At 66.7% G+C, this 16,004-nt stretch carries 17 protein-coding genes; 6 read left to right on the top strand and 11 right to left on the bottom strand.

What is annotated here, in order from left to right; genetic code table 11:
* Window positions 1-498: 498 nt before the first annotated feature.
* Entirely contained in the window at window positions 499-1,482 is a 984-nt protein-coding gene (locus BPET_RS23980) for an IS110 family RNA-guided transposase (RefSeq protein WP_012247065.1), read from the bottom strand.
* A gap of 420 nt (window positions 1,483-1,902) precedes the next feature.
* The gene (locus BPET_RS23975) at window positions 1,903-2,538 is read right to left on the bottom strand and encodes a LysE/ArgO family amino acid transporter (protein WP_012251561.1); all 636 of its coding nucleotides are present in this window, start codon (window positions 2,536-2,538) and stop codon (window positions 1,903-1,905) included.
* A 119-nt stretch (window positions 2,539-2,657) separates the two neighbouring features.
* Here BPET_RS23975 and BPET_RS23970 point away from each other — a divergent pair, with 119 nt between their 5' ends.
* On the top strand, window positions 2,658-3,557 hold the full coding sequence (locus tag BPET_RS23970) for a LysR family transcriptional regulator ArgP (protein WP_012251560.1): 900 nt from the start codon (window positions 2,658-2,660) through the stop codon (window positions 3,555-3,557).
* Between the two features lie 44 nt (window positions 3,558-3,601).
* Window positions 3,602-4,102, top strand: coding sequence for a copper chaperone PCu(A)C (locus BPET_RS23965; protein ID WP_012251559.1), 501 nt, complete (start codon window positions 3,602-3,604; stop codon window positions 4,100-4,102).
* Window positions 4,103-4,175: 73 nt separating this feature from the next.
* Here the strand turns inward: BPET_RS23965 and BPET_RS23960 are convergent, their stop codons facing one another.
* On the bottom strand, window positions 4,176-4,898 hold the full coding sequence (locus BPET_RS23960) for a YggS family pyridoxal phosphate-dependent enzyme (RefSeq protein ID WP_041863245.1): 723 nt from the start codon (window positions 4,896-4,898) through the stop codon (window positions 4,176-4,178).
* A gap of 213 nt (window positions 4,899-5,111) precedes the next feature.
* Between BPET_RS23960 and BPET_RS23955 the strand changes: the two genes are divergently transcribed.
* Window positions 5,112-6,353, top strand: coding sequence for an aminotransferase-like domain-containing protein (locus tag BPET_RS23955; protein ID WP_041864420.1), 1,242 nt, complete (start codon window positions 5,112-5,114; stop codon window positions 6,351-6,353).
* Between the two features lie 43 nt (window positions 6,354-6,396).
* On the opposite strand, the gene BPET_RS23950 is transcribed toward BPET_RS23955, so the two are convergent.
* The 3 genes from BPET_RS23950 to dprA form a co-directional block, all read right to left on the bottom strand.
* A complete protein-coding gene (locus tag BPET_RS23950; RefSeq protein WP_012251556.1) occupies window positions 6,397-6,873 on the bottom strand; it encodes a membrane protein in 477 nt (158 codons plus the stop codon).
* Window positions 6,874-6,954: 81 nt separating this feature from the next.
* A complete protein-coding gene (locus BPET_RS23945) occupies window positions 6,955-7,863 on the bottom strand; it encodes a hydroxymethylglutaryl-CoA lyase (protein WP_012251555.1) in 909 nt (302 codons plus the stop codon).
* A gap of 115 nt (window positions 7,864-7,978) precedes the next feature.
* A complete protein-coding gene (gene dprA, locus BPET_RS23940) occupies window positions 7,979-9,094 on the bottom strand; it encodes a DNA-processing protein DprA (protein WP_012251554.1) in 1,116 nt (371 codons plus the stop codon).
* 187 nt (window positions 9,095-9,281) lie between these two features.
* Between dprA and def the strand changes: the two genes are divergently transcribed.
* Together def and fmt are read left to right on the top strand one after the other, a co-directional pair.
* A complete protein-coding gene (gene def, locus BPET_RS23935) occupies window positions 9,282-9,794 on the top strand; it encodes a peptide deformylase (RefSeq protein ID WP_012251553.1) in 513 nt (170 codons plus the stop codon).
* Window positions 9,795-9,799: 5 nt separating this feature from the next.
* Complete coding sequence (fmt, locus tag BPET_RS23930) at window positions 9,800-10,762, top strand: methionyl-tRNA formyltransferase (RefSeq protein ID WP_012251552.1); 963 nt, start codon at window positions 9,800-9,802, stop codon at window positions 10,760-10,762.
* Here the strand turns inward: fmt and BPET_RS23925 are convergent.
* Genes BPET_RS23925 through BPET_RS23915 form a run of 3 tightly spaced genes read right to left on the bottom strand, consistent with a single transcriptional unit; the run spans window position 10,749 to window position 12,586 of the window.
* On the bottom strand, window positions 10,749-11,381 hold the full coding sequence (locus tag BPET_RS23925; RefSeq protein ID WP_012251551.1) for an HAD-IA family hydrolase: 633 nt from the start codon (window positions 11,379-11,381) through the stop codon (window positions 10,749-10,751). The genes fmt and BPET_RS23925 overlap by 14 nt on opposite strands.
* Window positions 11,378-11,968 carry a hypothetical protein gene (locus BPET_RS23920; RefSeq protein ID WP_012251550.1) on the bottom strand — a complete coding sequence of 197 codons (591 nt, stop codon included), beginning with the start codon at window positions 11,966-11,968 and terminating at the stop codon, window positions 11,378-11,380. Before BPET_RS23920 ends, BPET_RS23925 begins: the two co-directional genes overlap by 4 nt.
* 30 nt (window positions 11,969-11,998) lie before the next feature.
* Window positions 11,999-12,586, bottom strand: coding sequence for an LOG family protein (locus BPET_RS23915; protein ID WP_012251549.1), 588 nt, complete (start codon window positions 12,584-12,586; stop codon window positions 11,999-12,001).
* Window positions 12,587-12,794: 208 nt separating this feature from the next.
* Between BPET_RS23915 and BPET_RS23910 the strand changes: the two genes are divergently transcribed.
* Complete coding sequence (locus BPET_RS23910; protein WP_012251548.1) at window positions 12,795-13,352, top strand: ferritin-like domain-containing protein; 558 nt, start codon at window positions 12,795-12,797, stop codon at window positions 13,350-13,352.
* Window positions 13,353-13,675: 323 nt separating this feature from the next.
* On the opposite strand, the gene rimO is transcribed toward BPET_RS23910, so the two are convergent.
* A complete protein-coding gene (gene rimO, locus BPET_RS23905; protein ID WP_012251547.1) occupies window positions 13,676-15,001 on the bottom strand; it encodes a 30S ribosomal protein S12 methylthiotransferase RimO in 1,326 nt (441 codons plus the stop codon).
* 78 nt (window positions 15,002-15,079) lie between these two features.
* Window positions 15,080-15,898, bottom strand: a complete 819-nt coding sequence (locus BPET_RS23900) for an IclR family transcriptional regulator (protein ID WP_012251546.1) — start codon at window positions 15,896-15,898, stop codon at window positions 15,080-15,082.
* Between the last annotated feature and the right edge of the window lie 106 nt (window positions 15,899-16,004).

The raw sequence follows: 16,004 nt of genomic DNA, 5'->3' as shown, positions 1-16,004 counted from the left end.
CAGGGTCGTCCAGGTGTCTGACTCCCGAAGGGTGTCAGACACCGTTCGATCAGGGCGCCGGTTGCCCGGTTCGGTGTCAGGTACCGTTCTATTGAGACGCTGGTTGCCAAGTTCGGTGTCAGACACCGTTCGATTGAGACGCCAGTTGCCCGGTTCGGTGTCAGGCAGCGTTCTGTTGAGACGCCGGTTGCCCGCTTCGGTGTCGGGCACCTGCGGAGCCCGACACCTGGTGGGTTCTTGGTGGATCTGACTCCTGTTCCACAACGACGGCAAGATCATTTGGTATGCAGGTGTCTGACTCCCGAAGGGTGTCAGACACCGTTCGATTGAGACGCCAGTTGCCCGGTTCGGTGTCAGACACCGTTCGATTGAGACGCCAGTTGCCAGCTTCGGTGTCGGGCACCTGCGGAGCCCGACACCTGGTGGTTTCTTGGTGGGTCTGACTCCTGTTCCACAACGATGGCAAGGTCATTTGGTATGAAGATACCGTCTTGGCAGTCAAGCGGGTAACGCGTAATCGCTGCGATAAGGGGTGCGGTTTTTAAGCACGCCGAAGCATAAGTGAGCGAGCTTGCGCATGGCGGCGCCGAGAGCAGCCATCTTGCTCTTGCCGGCGGCCAGCAGGCGGGCATAGAGCGCCTGTATGTGGGGGTTATGGCGCACAGCCACGACCGCGGCCATGTACAGGGTGGCCCGCACCCGAGCCGGCCCGGTCTTGGACAGCCGAGGCCGGCCGTTCAGGCTGGTGCCGGACTGGCGCTGTACGGGCACCAGGCCCAGATAGGCCGCCAACGCCTGCGGCGATTCAATGCGCCGGTTATGCATGATCGACAGCAACGCGTTGCCGGTCTGTGGGCCGACCGCCGGGATGCTGGTCAGCAGGTCCCGGTCCTCTTTCAGGTCGGGATGGCGGTCGATATGGTCGTTGATCGCGCGCTCCAGACGCTTGATCTGCTCGGTCAGGAACGCCACGCTTTTGTCGATCGAGCCGGTGACCGGCTCGGGCGACTGGCCGAACTGGGCCTTCTCCTGCCGGTTGAGCTCACGCTGCAGATCCTTGGCCAGCGCCTCGTGCCGGGCCAGCAGCGCGCGCAGTTGCCGCGCGTGCAGCGGCGCCGGCTGCCAGGCCGGCGGGCACAGCGCCTGGCCATAGCGGGCCAGCACGTAGCTGTCGAGCTCATCGTTCTTGGTGCGCACCGCCAGCGCACCGGCAAAATCGCGCGCCTGCGCCGGATTGATCATCGAGACCGTGGCCCCCGCCTCATGCAACGCGGTGCCCGCCTGCTCGTGGTACGGCCCGGTCGGCTCGAGCACCACGTGCAACTGCTCGGGCTGCGCGCCTTGCTTGGCGCACCAGCCTAACAGCGCCTGAATCCCGGCCACCGTATTAGCCACCACCTTGGTCTTGCGCTTATCGCCCTCGGCGCCGACCAGCGCGCAGTTGAGCTTGGCCTTTGAGACGTCAATTCCCAGAAAAAACATCGACTTGGACTCCTAGTAAAATGGCCCCCAAGCCCACTGCGCCCACTTGCCTTGTTCATGCAGGGTCACTATGCCCTAGGCTACCGTCCAGCATCCAGTCGGCTCTCAGAGGCGCGAATCCGGGGCCTAATCTGCGTCACAAAGTCCAGGCTTTCCGTGTCAGAACAAACTCACCGGATCCGCTAGTAGCGATAGCTAATCACTACCGCGCTCAAGATACAAGGTGTCTGACTCCCGAAGGGTGTCAGACACCGTTCGATTGAGACGCCGGTTGCCCGCTTCGGTGTCGGGCACCGTTTGATTGAGACGCCGGTTGCCAGCTTCGGTGTCGGGCACCTGCGGAGCCCGACACCTGGTGGTTTCTCGGGAAGTCTGACGCCTGGCCGTCTCTCTTGCCGGGCCTGCCACCTGACTGCTGCTTCAAGCCAGGCCGTTGCAGGCCAGGCGGATTGCCAGGGCGGCCATTACGATGGCGATGGTGCCGTCCAGTACGCGCCAGGCGCGCGGGTCGGCGAAGCGGGGGGCGAACAGGCGCGAGCCTATGCCCAGCACGGCCAGCCATAGCACGCTGGCGGTTACCGCGCCGGCGGCGAAGGCCAGGCGCGCATCGTCGAAGCCGTGCGCCAGCGACCCGACCACCATGATGTCCAGCCAGAAATGCGGGTTCAGCAAGGTGAAGCCGGCCGCGCCCAGCAGCGCCGCGCGGCGCGATGGGACGGCGTGCTGCGCGGCCTGCAGGCCGCCCCGAGCCCACAGCGCGCGCCGCGCCGACTGCACCGCGTACCAGCTCAGGAACGCCACGCCGAACCACAGGATGGCGCGTGTGAGCCACGGGAACCAGCTGGCTACCGCTTGCAGCCCCCACACGCTGGCGAAGATGAACACCGCGTCGATGGCCGCACACAGGGCCAGGATGCTTAGCAAGTGCGCGCGCATCAAACCCTGCCGCAGGATGAACGCGCTTTGCGCGCCGACGACGGCGAACAGCCCCAGGCCCGTGGCGGTGCCACTGGCCCAGGCGGTGAACAGGGCGGGAAGCGAGGCAAGCGTGTACATCGTGGGGTCCGGAAAAAACGGCGCCGCGGCAAATCGCCGCGGCCAGGTACGTATTCTGGCTTGCCTGAGTAATGAAATACAGCTAATTTTATTTAACCTGATTAAGCAATTCTAAAGACATGAAAATCGACCATGGCAACCTGCGGGCGCTGGCGGCGGTGGTGCGCGAAGGCAGCTTCGAACGCGCCGCGGCGGCGCTGAACGTAACGCCGTCGGCGGTGTCGCAGCGGGTCAAGACGTTGGAGGCCCGCATGGGCCGGCTGCTGGTGCAGCGCACGGTGCCGGCCGCCGCCACGCCGGATGGCCAGGTGCTGGTGCAACTGGCCGAACAGACCGCGCTGCTGGAGCACGACGCGCTTGACCGCCTGGGCCTGGAAGGCGACACGCTGCCGCATGCCAGCCTGGCGGTGGCGGTCAACCACGACAGCCTGGAAACCTGGTTCATGGATGCCGCCCGGCTGTTCGCCGCGCGCAGCCGCGCCACCCTGGATTTACAGTCCGAAGACCAGGACCATACGGCCACGCTGCTGCGCAATGGCTCGGTGCTGGGCGCGGTGACGGCGCTGGCCGATCCGGTGCAGGGCTGCCGCATTCATGCGCTGGGCAGCATGCGTTATGTGGCCAGCTGCACGCCCGAATTCCATGCCCGCCATTTCGCCCAAGGGGTCAACGCGCGCACGCTGGCCAGCGCGCCGGTGCTGGTGTTCAACCGCAAAGACGCGTTGCAGGCGCGGTTCGCACGCAAGGTCATGGGCGATGCGCCGTGGCAGCCGCCGGTATGGTGGCTGCCTTCCTCGCGCGCTTTTGTGCAGGCCACGCTGGACGGCCTGGGCTGGACGATGAACCCCTTGCCGCTGATCAAGCAGGAGCTCGATTCTGGCCGGCTGGTGCCGCTGCGCGCCCGCGCGGCCGAAGACGTGCCGCTTTACTGGCAGCACTGGCGAGTAAACTCGCAGGCTATGGAAGCCTTGACCCAGTCGGTCCTGGCGGCCGCCGGCGCCCTGGTCCGGCGGCGTTAACCCGCCGGGCGCGATTGCGGGCCGGCAGCATCGGAGGTGTCCTCATGAAAATCCGTCAATGGGCGCTGGCAGCTACCCTGGGCCTGTGCGCCGCCACGTCCGCCTGGGCCAACGACTACAAGGCCGGCCAGGTCGAGATCGACGACCTGTGGGTCCGCGCCACGGCGCCCGGCCAGGCCAACGGCGCCGGCTACATGGAAATCGACAACGACGCCAAGACGGCCGACCGGCTGGTGTCCGTGACCTCGAGCGCGGCGGAGCGGGTCGAGCTGCATACCGTGCAAACCGAAAACGGCGTGGCGCGCATGCGCCATCTGCCCGACGGCATTCCCGTGCCGGCCGACGGCGAGGTCAAGCTGGCGCCGGGCGGCTACCACGTGATGTTCCTGAAACTGAAGCAGCCCTTCACCGAAGGCGCCGAAGTGCCGGCCACGCTGAAGTTCGAAAAAGCCGGCGAAGTGGCCGTGAAGTTCAAGGTCAAGCCCATTGGCCACAATCCGGGCATGCAGCACGGCATGCAGCATGGCATGGACATGAAGCACTGACGGGCGCATTGCCCCAGGCGCTGGCGCTCGCCGGGCATCCGGCGGGCGCTTACAACGATACCTGCAACGCTACTTACAACGGCGCCTGCAAGTAAGTTCGCGTCCCGAAAATGGCGCTGCCCACCCGAACCTCGGTGGCGCCTTCTTCAATGGCGATTTCGAAATCGCCGCTCATGCCCATCGACAACCGGTCCAGCCGCACATCGGGAATGTTTTCGTCGCGCAGCCGGTCGCGCAGTTCACGCAGCGCGCGAAAGCACGCCCGCACGGCTGCGGTGTCATCGGATTGCACCGCCAGCGTCATCAACCCCTGCACCCGCAGCGCCGGGCAGTCGCCCGCCACGATGCGCAGGAAGCTGGACACGGCCTGCATGTCCAGCCCATGCTTGCTGGGCTCGGGCGAGGTCTTTACCTGCACCAGCACGTCGATGGCCCGCCCCTCGGCTTGCAGCCGGCGCTGCAGCGCGTAAGCCAGGTCCAGGCGGTCGAGCGACTGCACTTCGGCGGCATGGCGCGCGGCGTCTTTGGCCTTGTTGGTCTGCAAGTGGCCGATCATGACCCATTGGATGTCCAGGTCGGCCAGCGGGCCAGCCTTCTGGCGGATTTCCTGGGTCTTGTTTTCGCCGAACCGGCGCAGGCCCAGCGCGGCCGCCTCGCGCACCGCCTCGGGCCCGAACGTCTTGCTGACCGGCAGCAGCGTCACGCTTTCCGGGGCGCGGCCGGCCCGCGCGCAGGCCGCGTCCATACGCTGCCGCACCCGGGCCACGCGCGCCGCCATGGAGTCGTCGGAGCTCATGCTTGTGGGGGAATCCATACAAAAACGCAATCATAATCGCCAGCCGCGGGCACGGCTGGCCGCAACGGCCGTCCGCGCGTTGACCGCCCCTGGGGGCAAGCATAGAATCAACTGGCATTTGCTTATATTTCAAGGTTCTATGCCATCACGCGGCCAGGCGCCGCGCCGATGCTCCCTCCCGCCTCTCCCTTCTTGCCGGCCTCGCCTTTCATCATGTCTTCCGCCGCACCCAGCTACGCGTTCGCCACTCCCTTCCAGACTCCCGCCGCTTCGCCCATCCGTTCCCTTATGTCGTACGCCATGCGGCCGGGCAGCATATCCATGGCTGGCGGCTATCCCGCCCAGGAACTGTTCGACATCGATGGCCTGACCACCGCGTCGAACCAGGTGCTGGCGCGGCTGGGCGCTTGCCTGCAGTATTCCAACATCGACGGACAGGCCAGCCTGCGCGCCGAACTGGCCCGCCTGACCGCCGAACGCGGGCTGGCACGCGATCCCGACACCGAGCTGGCCGTCACGGGCGGTTCGCAGCAGGCGCTGGCGCTGATCAGCCGGGTCATGCTGCAGCCCGGCGACCACGCTTTCATCGAAAGCCCGGCTTTTCCCAATTCGGTGCAGGCGTTGCGCTATACCGGAGCCACGGTGCATCCGGTGGCGTCCGGCCCGGAAGGCATCGACGTCGATGCGCTCGATGAAATGGCTGCGCGGCTCAAGCCCAAGATCGTCTGCGTGGTGGCGTCATTCTCGAACCCGTGCGGCGCCACCATCAGCCGGCAGCGCCGCCTGCGCCTGCTCGAACTGGCCGTCAAGCACCGCTTCCTGATCGTCGAAGACGATCCCTACGGCGAACTGCGCTTCTCCGGCGAACAGGTGCCGCCCATCGCCGCGCTGGCCGAGGGCGAAGCGCGCCACTGGGCCGTGTATATCTCGACCATGTCCAAGACGATGGCGCCCGCGCTGCGCATCGGCTGGCTGGTGGCTCCGGCCGAAGTGCGCCGCCGCTGCGTGGGCGCCAAGGCGGCCGACGACATGGCGTCGTCGGCCTGGATACAGGAGGTGGTGGCGCAGTACCTGGCCAACGGCCGCTACCAGCAGCACGTGCCGCGTATCCGCGCCGCCTACGGGGCGCGCTGCGATGCGTTGGCGCAGGCGCTGCATAAGTATCTCGACGGCCGCGTCGCGTTCCGCAAGCCTGAAGGCGGCATGTTCTTCTGGGTGCGCCTGAACGGCGAGGCCGATGCCACCCGGCTGCTGCCCTACGCCATCGAACAAGGCATTGTGTACGTGCCCGGCAAGGCGTTCTACGCCGATCCGCAGCAAGCCGACCTGAACGCCATGCGCATGTCGTTCGCCACCATGAACGAAGGCCTGATCACCCAGGGCGTCGAGCGCCTGGCCCGTGCGCTGGATGCTTGCGAGGCCAACGCGCCGGTGTCGGTGTCGTTGGCGGCCTGACGCCCGCCGGGTCTGGCCGGCGGGTGGGCGAGCTTTCGGCGCGCTAGCGCTTGCGCCGGTACAGCAGCGAAATTTTTGCGAAGGCGATCTGCAATTCGCGGGTGCCGCCCTGGAACACCACCGGGCGGCCGCGCTGCGTGAACACCACCAGTCGCTTCGAGAACATCAGCGGCACGAACTTGGCGAACTGGATTTCGTGCCAGGCGACTTCGCGCCGGGTGATCCAGGTTTGGCGCAGGCCTGTTTCGTCGATGGTGGTGATGGATTTCTGCATGTGCCACGACACCAGCACCAGCCCCAGGAAGCACAGCACCACGATGGCGGTCAGCACCCCGCTGACCTGGCCGGGCGGCAGGCGGATGGCCGAAGACACGATCTGTACCCCGATGATGGCCAGGATGATCCAGGCCAGGATGCGCACCCAGTCGGGCCAGGCCTGGCCCGACAGCGGCAGCGGGCCGATTTCGCGCAGCAACGCTTCGCGCTCGTCCGTGGAAGGGGGGTTGAAGATCGAATTCATGGCGGACGGGTTCCCGGTGGCGCGGCTCGGGCAGAGACCGGATGGTCCTGCCTGGCGCGCATTCTACGTGGCTTTCCGCGCTCAGGCGGCGCGCTTGGCCGCCACGGCGTTGCCTGCCCGGCTGCCGCCCTTGCGATTCAGGTGGGCCGACATCCATTGGCCGATGTCGACCACGGCGTCGAAGTCGATGCCGGTATTTATGCCCAGGCCGCGCAGCATGTACAGCACGTCTTCGGTGGCTACGTTGCCGGTGGCGCCTTTGGCGTACGGGCAGCCGCCCAGGCCGGCCACCGAGGTATGGAAGATGCTGATGCCGGTTTCCAGCGCGGCCAGGATGTTGGCCAGGGCCTGGCCGTAGGTGTCATGGAAGTGCCCCGACACCCGGCCCGGATCGACCACCTGGGTCACGGCGGTCATGACGTCGCGCACGCGCTGCGGCGTGCCCACGCCTATGGTGTCGGCGACGTCGATCTCGTCGCAGCCCAACGCCACGTAGCGGCGCGCCACGTCTACCACCGCCTCGATGGGCACTTCGCCCTGGTACGGGCAGCCCAGCGCGCAGCTGATGCTGCCGCGCAGCCGCACGCCCGCGGCGCGCGCCGCCTCGGCTACGGGCTCGAAGCGGGTGATTGATTCGGCGATGGAACAGTTGATGTTCTTCTGCGAAAACGCCTCGCTGGCCGCGCCGAAGATCACGACTTCGTCGGCCTTGGCCGCCAGCGCGCCCTCCAGGCCCTTCATGTTGGGGGTCAGCACCGAATAAATGACGCCGGGCTTGCGCTGGATGCGCGCCATGACGTCGGTGGCATCGGCCATCTGCGGCACCCATTTGGGCGACACGAACGAGGTGGCCTCGATGTTGGGAAAGCCGGCGGCGGTCAGGCGGTCGACCAGCTCTACCTTGATATCGGTGGATATCAGTTCTTTTTCGTTTTGAAGGCCGTCGCGGGGCGACACCTCGACGATCTTGACGCGGGAGGGCAGCGGCATGTCTCTTCCTGTAGTTGATGGGCGCCGCGCCGGGGCGCGCGCACGGATGTCGATAATCATAATAGTAGTCCCGCCCGGCGGCTTCGCCGCCGCCAGGCCGCTACTGCCCCGGCGGCTACTTCAGGCGCTGGAACCGCCCGCCGTCCAGCCGGGCCACGCGCCCGGCCAGTTCCAGTTCGAGCAACTGCGCGTTCAGCGTCGCGACATCCAGGCCGGTGCGCGCCTGCAGGGCGTCCAGATGCAGCGGATCGTGTCCCAGGGCACGCAGCAGGGGGGTATCGGGCTGCGCCGCCGCGCGGGCGGACGGCGTTTCGCGGCTGGCGACGGGCGCGCCGCCGCCGAGTTCGTCGGTGATGTCCTGGGCGGTTTCGACCAGCTTGGCGCCCTGACGGATCAGGGCATGACAGCCGCGTGACAGGGGCGAATGAATCGAACCCGGAATGGCGAAGACCTCGCGGCCGCTTTCGCCGGCCAGCCGGGCCGTGATCAGCGAACCGCTCTGGCGCGCGGCCTCGACCACCAGCACGCCTCGCGCCAGTCCGGCCACCAGGCGGTTGCGGCGCGGAAAATGATGCGGCCGCGCCCCCATGCCCATAGGCAGCTCGGATATCAGGGCGCCGTGCGCGGCGATGCGATGGGCGAGTTCGCGGTGGCTGGCCGGATAGACGCGGTCGATGCCGGTGCCCATGACGGCGATGGTGCCCGCGCCCGCGGGGCCGGCCAGCAGTGCGCCTTCGTGCGCGGCCGCGTCGATGCCCAGCGCCAGGCCGCTGACTACGCACCAGCCGTGGCCGGCCAGGTGGCGCGCGAACGCGCGCGCGTTGTCACAGCCGCCCGGCGTGGCGCTGCGCGCGCCTACCACCGCCAGCGCCGGCAGGTTCAGGCGCGCCGGATCGCCGTTCACATACAGCAGGATGGGCGGATCGGCGATGGTGAGCAGGCTTTGCGGATAGGCCGGGTCGGCCAGGGTCAATATATGGTGGCCGGGCTGCTCGACCCATTGCAGGGCCTGGTCGATCTGCGCCTGCATGTCGGAACCGGCAGGCGCGGCCAGTTGGCGCGCCAGGTCTTGCGGCACGTGGCGGGCCAGGGCGGGGGCGCCCAGGGCGTAGATCTGTTCGGGCAGGCCCAGCGCCGACAGCAGCGGATAGACGCTGGCCGGGCCCAGGCCCGGCTCTAGCGACAGGCGCAGCCAGGCGGACAGTTCGGCATGGGAATGCGTAAGCGGCATGTTGAGACAGCGGGCCTTGCGAAGGTTCGCTAGTTTCGCATGGCCGCTGCACGGCCGCGCGCCGCGGCGCGACCAAAAAAGCGCCTTGCGGAGCCGCTCGGTAATGGCCGTATTAGCCGAAAACTATTAGAAATCAAGCTTCTGATGAATTATGATTAAGTCAATCTAGATTACTTTTTTGCTCGCCATGGCTTTGCTTTCCATCCTGCACTATCCCGATCCGCGCCTGCACAAGAAGGCCAAGCCGGTCGCGGTAGTGGATGACCGCATCCGCAAACTGGTGCGCGACATGGCCGACACCATGTACGACGCGCCGGGCGTCGGCCTGGCCGCTACGCAGGTCGACGTGCACGAGCGCGTGGTCGTCATCGACGTTTCCGAAGAAGGCAACGAACTGCGCGTGCTGATCAACCCCGAAATCACCTGGAAAAGCGACGAGCGGCAGACCTACGAAGAAGGCTGCCTGTCGGTGCCCGGTATTTACGATGAGGTCGAACGCGCCGCGCGCATCCGCTACCGGGCGCTGGACGCTGACGGCAATCCCTATGAAGCCGAGGCCGAGGGCTTGCTGGCAGTGTGCGTGCAGCACGAACTCGACCACCTCGACGGCAAGGTGTTCGTCGAGTACTTGTCCAGCCTGAAGCAGAACCGCATCAAGACCAAGCTGAAGAAAGCCGAGCGCGAAGCGCTGCGGGCCTGATCCCCATGCGCCTGGTTTTTGCCGGAACGCCGGAATTCGCCCGCGTCGCGCTCGACGCCCTGCTGGCTGCCGGCCACGATATTCCCCTGGTGTTGACCCAGCCCGACCGGCCCGCCGGCCGCGGCCTGAAGCTGACGCCCAGCCCCGTCAAGCAGGCTGCCCTGGCGGCCGGCATCGAGGTGGCGCAGCCTCGCAGCCTGCGGCTGGACGGGCGCTACCCCGATGACGCCGCGCAGGCCCAGGCGCAACTGCGCCAGGCCGCGCCCGAAGTCATGGTGGTGGCGGCCTACGGCTTGATCCTGCCGGCCTGGACCCTGGCGCTGCCGCCGCGCGGCTGCCTGAACATTCATGCCAGCCTGCTGCCGCGCTGGCGCGGCGCAGCGCCCATCCAGCGCGCCATTGAAGCCGGCGACACCCAGACCGGGGTGACCATCATGCAGATGGACGAAGGCCTGGATACGGGCGACATGCTGCTCGAACACCGCGTGCCCATCGGCGCCGCCGATACCGCCGCGCAATTGCACGATGCGCTGGCCGCCGCCGGCGGGCAGGCTATTGTGCAGGCGCTGGCGGCCTTGCAGGCCGGCAACCTGCCGGCCCGGCCCCAGCCGGCAGATGGCGTTACCTATGCCGCCAAGCTGGACAAGGCGCAAGCCGCGCTCGATTGCGCCCAGCCCGCCGCGCTGCTGGCCCGGCGCGTGCGCGCGTTCAACCCCGTGCCGGGCGCCACGCTGCGCCTGCCGGGGCTGGATGAACCGGTCAAGGTATGGCGCGCGCAGGCGTTGGACGCATCGGCCGCCCAGGCGCCCGGCAGCGTGTTGCGCGCAGGCCCCGAGGGCATCGACATCGCCACGGGATCGGGCGTGCTGCGCCTGCTCGAATTGCAGAAGGCCGGCGGCAAGCGCCAGCCCGTGGACGTATTCGTGCGAGGCTGGCAGCCGCCCGCGCACCCGCTCAAGAGCGAGTAAGGACGGCCGGCAGGTCGGCCACGGCCAGGATGATGTCGTCCGGATTGTGGGTGCGCAACGCATCCACATGGTTGTAGCCCCACGCCACGGCGGCCGCGCGCACGCCGGCTTTGCGCGCGGCGTCGATGTCGCGCATTTCATCGCCCACCAGCACGCAGCGCTGCGGCGCCACCTGGTGTCGCGCCAGCAGCCGCTTCAGCTTGGCCGCCTTGCCGAACATGTCGGTGCCGCACTCGAAATCGTCGAACCATTCGGCGGCCTGCGGCCCCAGCACCCGCCGCACGTTGGCGGCCGAGTTCGAGCTCACCACGGCCAGCCGCAGGCCGCTGGCGCGCACCTGGGTCAGGGCCTCGGCCATGCCGTCGAACAGCCGCACGCTCGGGTCGACTTCGCGCATCAGCTGGCGCACGTGCGTCATGATGGCCGGCATTTTCCACATGGGAATGCCCAGTATCTTCAGGATGTCGTGCGCACTGTGATGGCGCAGCCGGGCGCGCTCGGCCGCATCGGCCTTGCGAAAGCCGTACTTGTCGGCCACGCTGTCCAGAATGGATTCGAACCAGGGCAGGGTGTCGGCCAGCGTGCCGTCGAAATCGAATGCCGCCAGATCGTATTTCAAGCGGTGCCGTCCACCGGATAAGCGTCGCGATCGGCGCGGCGCACCCAATGCATGACCGGGGCCAGCGCCTCGATGGGAGGCGCGCTGTTCACCAGGCGCTGTGCGTCAGTCCAGGGGTAGGGCAGCGCGGTCAGCCAGGCAAACACTGCAGGCGCCGTGTCGGGCGGCAGGCTGAGCATGGTCTCGATGGTGATCGTCAGCCGGCGCGCCAGGTGGGGCGAAGGCTGGAACTCCCAGTCGTAGCTGCCGCAGCCCACGCGCACCTGGCCGGTGGCCTTCTCGGTCATGCCCACGAACCAGTCACAGGTGTAATCGGGCAGCACCGCGTCTGCGCCCGGATGGGCCAGGTAGAACGTGAAGACGTTTTCGTAGGTCTGGCCGAAGGTGCGCACCAGGGCGTCGGTAATGGCCTCGCGGCCGCGCGCTTCGGGCGGGAAGGCGATGGCCTGGGTGCGCAGCGTCATCTTCAGCACTGCGTCGGCGGCGAAGGCGCGCGCCATATACAGGGGGCGGTTTTCGTCCTTGGCGCGCAGGTAGTCGCGCATCAAGGACGCCGTACTGGCTGGGGTGACCGTAGCTGTTGGCATGGCGGAAATACCCGATAGACGAGGTTCAGTTCAATGTTCGCCGGGGTCGATCCATTTGGACACGGTGGGCGGCTGGTAGGCGGCGTAGCGGTCCAGCAGCGCGGCGGGCTGGCTTTCCACGACCAGCATGGCGCGATGCTCGGCGCGCATGAACGACTCCTGCACGGCATGATCCAGGAACCCGGCCAGCTGGTCGTAGTAGCCGGCGATGTTCAGCAGGCCGCACGGTTTTTCGTGCATGCCCAGCTGGGCCCAGGTCCAGGTCTCGAAAATTTCTTCCAGCGTGCCCGCGCCGCCGGGCAGCGCCACGAAGCCGTCGGCGCGTTCGGCCATCATGGTCTTGCGTTCGTGCATGGACTGCACCACGTGCAGTTCGGTCAGGCCGGAATGGCCCAGTTCTTTGCGCATCAGCGGCTCGGGAATAATGCCGATGACGCGGCCGCCCTCGGCCATGACGGCATCGGCCACGATGCCCATGATGCCCACGCTGGCCCCGCCGTACACCAGGCCTATATCGCGGCGCACCAGTTCACGGGCCAGTTCGCGCGCGCCGTCGGCGTAGGCAGGAATGCGGCCGCCATTGGAGCCGCAATAAACACATATGTTCTTCAGTTTCATGGTCGGCAGATAAGAGCCAGTTACAAAGTTGCAGCGAATTTTGGCTGGGATTCAGTAACTAGTTTACGCAACTTGGGGACGCACCCCAGATAGACCAGGCAATGTTTAGACACAGCCTGGGCACGGCAGCGTCGATACACTGGGTTGGCAGGCGCCCGGGGGCGTTGTTTGTGTTGCCCCGCGCCACATAAACGAAGGAGCCAACAATATGCCGCAAACATCTGAATCCCAGTCCCGCCAGGGGTCGTTCGACATGGACGTGGCCGCGATACGCGCCCGGGCGCGCCAGGATATCGAGTCCGGCGCGGTCACCGAGGGCTACCGGGCCGACCGCGAGGCCGTGCTGAAGCTGCTGAATGAAGCCCTGGCTACAGAAGTGGTCTGTGTGCTGCGCTACAAGCGCCACTATTTCATGGCGCGCGGGTTGAATGCCGAGCCCGTGGCGGCCGAGTTCGCCGAGCACGCCGCCGAGGAGCTCAGCCACGCCGACCGCATTGCCGAGCGCATTGTGCAACTGGGTGGCGAGCCCAATCTGTCTCCGGTGGGGCTGCTGGAGCGCAGCCACTCGGAGTATGTCGAAGCCAATACGCTGACCGAGATGATCAAGGAAAACCTGATCGCCGAGCGCATCGCCATCGACAGTTATCGCCAGATGGTCGACTACGTGGGCGATAAAGACCCCACGACGCGCCGGCTGCTGGAAGAGATTCTGGCCGTGGAGGAAGAGCACGCCGATGATTTGTCGGATTTCCTGGCGAGGAGTTGACGTGCGGGCGTGAGCGGAGGGCGACTCCCGGGGCGGACGAGTGGGCGGTTGGTTTTGGCGTTCGGTTCGGTTCGGTCCGGTCTTGGTTGCGCCTACCGTTGTTGCGTCCGTTCTTTCTTGGGGCGCCCCGCGCCGTCCGGCCAGGCGGCGCTGGCGCCCGTGCGTCGGGCTCGGGCGCATGCAGGCGCCCTCGGCCTGCTGCGCAGGCTGCCCCGCCGCCCAACGCGCCCGCGCCGCCTGGCCGGACGGCGCGGGACTCGGGTTGGTGAAAGGCGCTGGGGCGCTGGTTTGGGCAGTCTGTCGGCTGGCGCGTGAAAGGGGGGCTAGACTGCGTCGCCGTGCAGGTCGTATTCGTCGGCGGCGGTGATGCGCACGCGCGCCATGTCCCCTGGCCGCAGCGTGGCGGCGTTGCCGACATACACGCAGCCGTCGATTTCGGGCGCGTCGGCGCTGGATCGGCCCACCGCGCCGTCGGCGTTCACTTCGTCGATCAGCACGTCGATCTCGCGGCCCACGCGGGTTTGCAGGCGGGCGGCCGAGATGGCCTGCTGGTGCGCCATGAAGCGGTCCCAGCGCTCTTGCTTGACCTCATCGGGCACGGCGCCGTCCAGTTCGTTGGCGGGCGCGCCGTTTACCGGCGAATACTGGAAACAGCCTACGCGGTCGAGCTGCGCTTCGCTCATCCAGTCGAGCAGGTACTGGAAGTCGGCCTCGGTTTCGCCCGGGAAGCCCACGATGAACGTGGAGCGCAGGGTGAGGTCGGGGCATTCTTCGCGCCAGCGCTTGATGCGCGCCAGGGTCTTATCTTCGAAGGCCGGGCGCTTCATGGCCTTCAGGATGCGCGGGCTGGCGTGCTGGAAGGGGATATCCAGGTAGGGCAGCACCTTGCCCTGCGCCATCAGCGGGATCACCTCGTCGACGTGCGGGTACGGGTACACGTAGTGCAGGCGCGTCCAGACGCCCAGTTCGGACAAGGCCGCACAGAGCTCGGTCATGCGCGTCTTGATGGGGCGTCCGTTCCAGAAGCCGCTGCGGTATTTCAGGTCGACCCCATAGGCGCTGGTGTCTTGCGAAATTACCAGCAGTTCTTTCACGCCTGCCTTGACCAGCCGTTCGGCCTCGCTCAGCACGTCGCCCACCGGCCGGCTGACCAGGTCGCCGCGCATGGACGGAATGATGCAGAAGCTGCAGCGGTGGTTGCAGCCCTCGGAAATCTTCAGGTAGGCATAGTGGCGCGGCGTCAGCTTCACGCCCTGCGGCGGCACCAGGTCGACATAGGGGTTATGGTCGGCCTTCGGCGGCGCGGCCCGGTGCACTTCGAGCACGACCTGCTCGTACTGCTGCGGGCCGGTCACGGCCAGCACGCTGGGGTGTATTTCGCGGATTACCGACTCTTCGACGCCCATGCAGCCGGTGACGATTACCTTGCCGTTCTCGGCGATGGCTTCGCCAATGGCTTCGAGCGATTCGGCCTTGGCGCTGTCGATGAAGCCGCAGGTGTTGACGACCACCACGTCGGCGTCGTCGTAGCTGGGCGTGACCTGATAGCCTTCGGTCCGCAGTTGGGTGAGGATGCGTTCGGAGTCGACCAGGGCCTTGGGACAGCCCAAGGAAATCATAGCTATGCTTGCGGGCTTACTCGTTGCCATCTGGGAATCCGACCGTTGAAACGTTGAGAATAAAACCTATAGTTTACAGTTACTTAGGTAGCGAAGGGCCGGGTGGAATCAGCCGTCGTCATCCCTGCGCTCGATCTCATGGGTAATTCGTTCCTTTAGCGTCAGCAGGTCCTTGGCATGTCGCCGGGCGATTGGCGCAGCGGACTCGTCGGTAGTCAGGCTGAGATTCAGCGCCAAGGCCTGCCCGCCGCGCAGCATCAGGGGCGTGGACAACGCGACCACACCGGGCTGCCACGAGGCGGCACAGTAATCGTCGGCCGCGACTTTGGCGATGGCTTTGTCGACAGCGGCGCCGATGGGTTCCCAGGCGGCGCTGCGGTAGCCGCGCCTGATCGCGCTTAACAGCGCGTCGCGAATCTCCGCGTTCAAGGTGGCCAGGTAAGCGCGTCCCAGCGATGTCAGTTCGATGGGAACACGTTGGCCCGCGACGATGGACCGCAGCGTAGCCTTGCGGTTGTACCGGAAAGACTCCAGATAAATCATTTCGGCCCGGTCCGGGGCGGCCAGGCCGACGTTGACCTTGAGCTTGATGGACAAGTCCTGCATCAGCGGCGCGGCCGCCTTGAGCACGGGCGAGGCGGCGCGCATGGCGTGTCCCAGGCTTAACACGGGCGCGGCCAGCCGGTACGCACGCGCTGCGCGATCATGCTCAAGGAAACCGCTGGTTACCAACGTCTGCGTCAGCCGGCTGACCGTTGCGGCCGACAACCCCGTGCGTTCCGCCAGTTCGCCGTTTCCCAACAAATCGGTGCCGGGGCGGAACGCGCGCAGTATCTCCAGGCCGCGTTCCAGCGATCGGTTCTGGCTGACGCCATCGAAACGGCGGTGGGCTTCAGGGCGGGCTGCAGGCTTCGCGGAGGCTGCCATGTAATTCCATTCTGTGGAAATAGGAGCGTGTTTTCCGCCACTGTAACGCCTACTGTGTCGTTAATGCCAGCCAAGAAAAAACCTGCAACCGGAGCAACTGGCCTTT

Origin of the sequence: Bordetella petrii, from assembly GCF_000067205.1 — a bacterium.
In the GTDB taxonomy this organism is placed as follows: domain Bacteria; phylum Pseudomonadota; class Gammaproteobacteria; order Burkholderiales; family Burkholderiaceae_B; genus Bordetella_A; species Bordetella_A petrii.
The sequence above is the reverse complement of the archived record's forward strand: the minus strand, read 5'-3'. Positions and strand labels throughout refer to the sequence as shown.

Coding starts and splice junctions, on each gene's coding strand:
- BPET_RS23980 (WP_012247065.1), bottom strand. CDS start 1,482: ATGTTTTTTCTGGGAATTGACGTCTCAAAGGCCAAGCTCAACTGCGCG.
- BPET_RS23975 (WP_012251561.1), bottom strand. CDS start 2,538: ATGTACACGCTTGCCTCGCTTCCCGCCCTGTTCACCGCCTGGGCCAGT.
- BPET_RS23970 (WP_012251560.1), top strand. CDS start 2,658: ATGAAAATCGACCATGGCAACCTGCGGGCGCTGGCGGCGGTGGTGCGC.
- BPET_RS23965 (WP_012251559.1), top strand. CDS start 3,602: ATGAAAATCCGTCAATGGGCGCTGGCAGCTACCCTGGGCCTGTGCGCC.
- BPET_RS23960 (WP_041863245.1), bottom strand. CDS start 4,898: ATGAGCTCCGACGACTCCATGGCGGCGCGCGTGGCCCGGGTGCGGCAG.
- BPET_RS23955 (WP_041864420.1), top strand. CDS start 5,112: ATGTCTTCCGCCGCACCCAGCTACGCGTTCGCCACTCCCTTCCAGACT.
- BPET_RS23950 (WP_012251556.1), bottom strand. CDS start 6,873: ATGAATTCGATCTTCAACCCCCCTTCCACGGACGAGCGCGAAGCGTTG.
- BPET_RS23945 (WP_012251555.1), bottom strand. CDS start 7,863: ATGCCGCTGCCCTCCCGCGTCAAGATCGTCGAGGTGTCGCCCCGCGAC.
- dprA (WP_012251554.1), bottom strand. CDS start 9,094: ATGCCGCTTACGCATTCCCATGCCGAACTGTCCGCCTGGCTGCGCCTG.
- def (WP_012251553.1), top strand. CDS start 9,282: ATGGCTTTGCTTTCCATCCTGCACTATCCCGATCCGCGCCTGCACAAG.
- fmt (WP_012251552.1), top strand. CDS start 9,800: ATGCGCCTGGTTTTTGCCGGAACGCCGGAATTCGCCCGCGTCGCGCTC.
- BPET_RS23920 (WP_012251550.1), bottom strand. CDS start 11,968: ATGCCAACAGCTACGGTCACCCCAGCCAGTACGGCGTCCTTGATGCGC.
- BPET_RS23915 (WP_012251549.1), bottom strand. CDS start 12,586: ATGAAACTGAAGAACATATGTGTTTATTGCGGCTCCAATGGCGGCCGC.
- BPET_RS23910 (WP_012251548.1), top strand. CDS start 12,795: ATGCCGCAAACATCTGAATCCCAGTCCCGCCAGGGGTCGTTCGACATG.
- rimO (WP_012251547.1), bottom strand. CDS start 15,001: ATGGCAACGAGTAAGCCCGCAAGCATAGCTATGATTTCCTTGGGCTGT.
- BPET_RS23900 (WP_012251546.1), bottom strand. CDS start 15,898: ATGGCAGCCTCCGCGAAGCCTGCAGCCCGCCCTGAAGCCCACCGCCGT.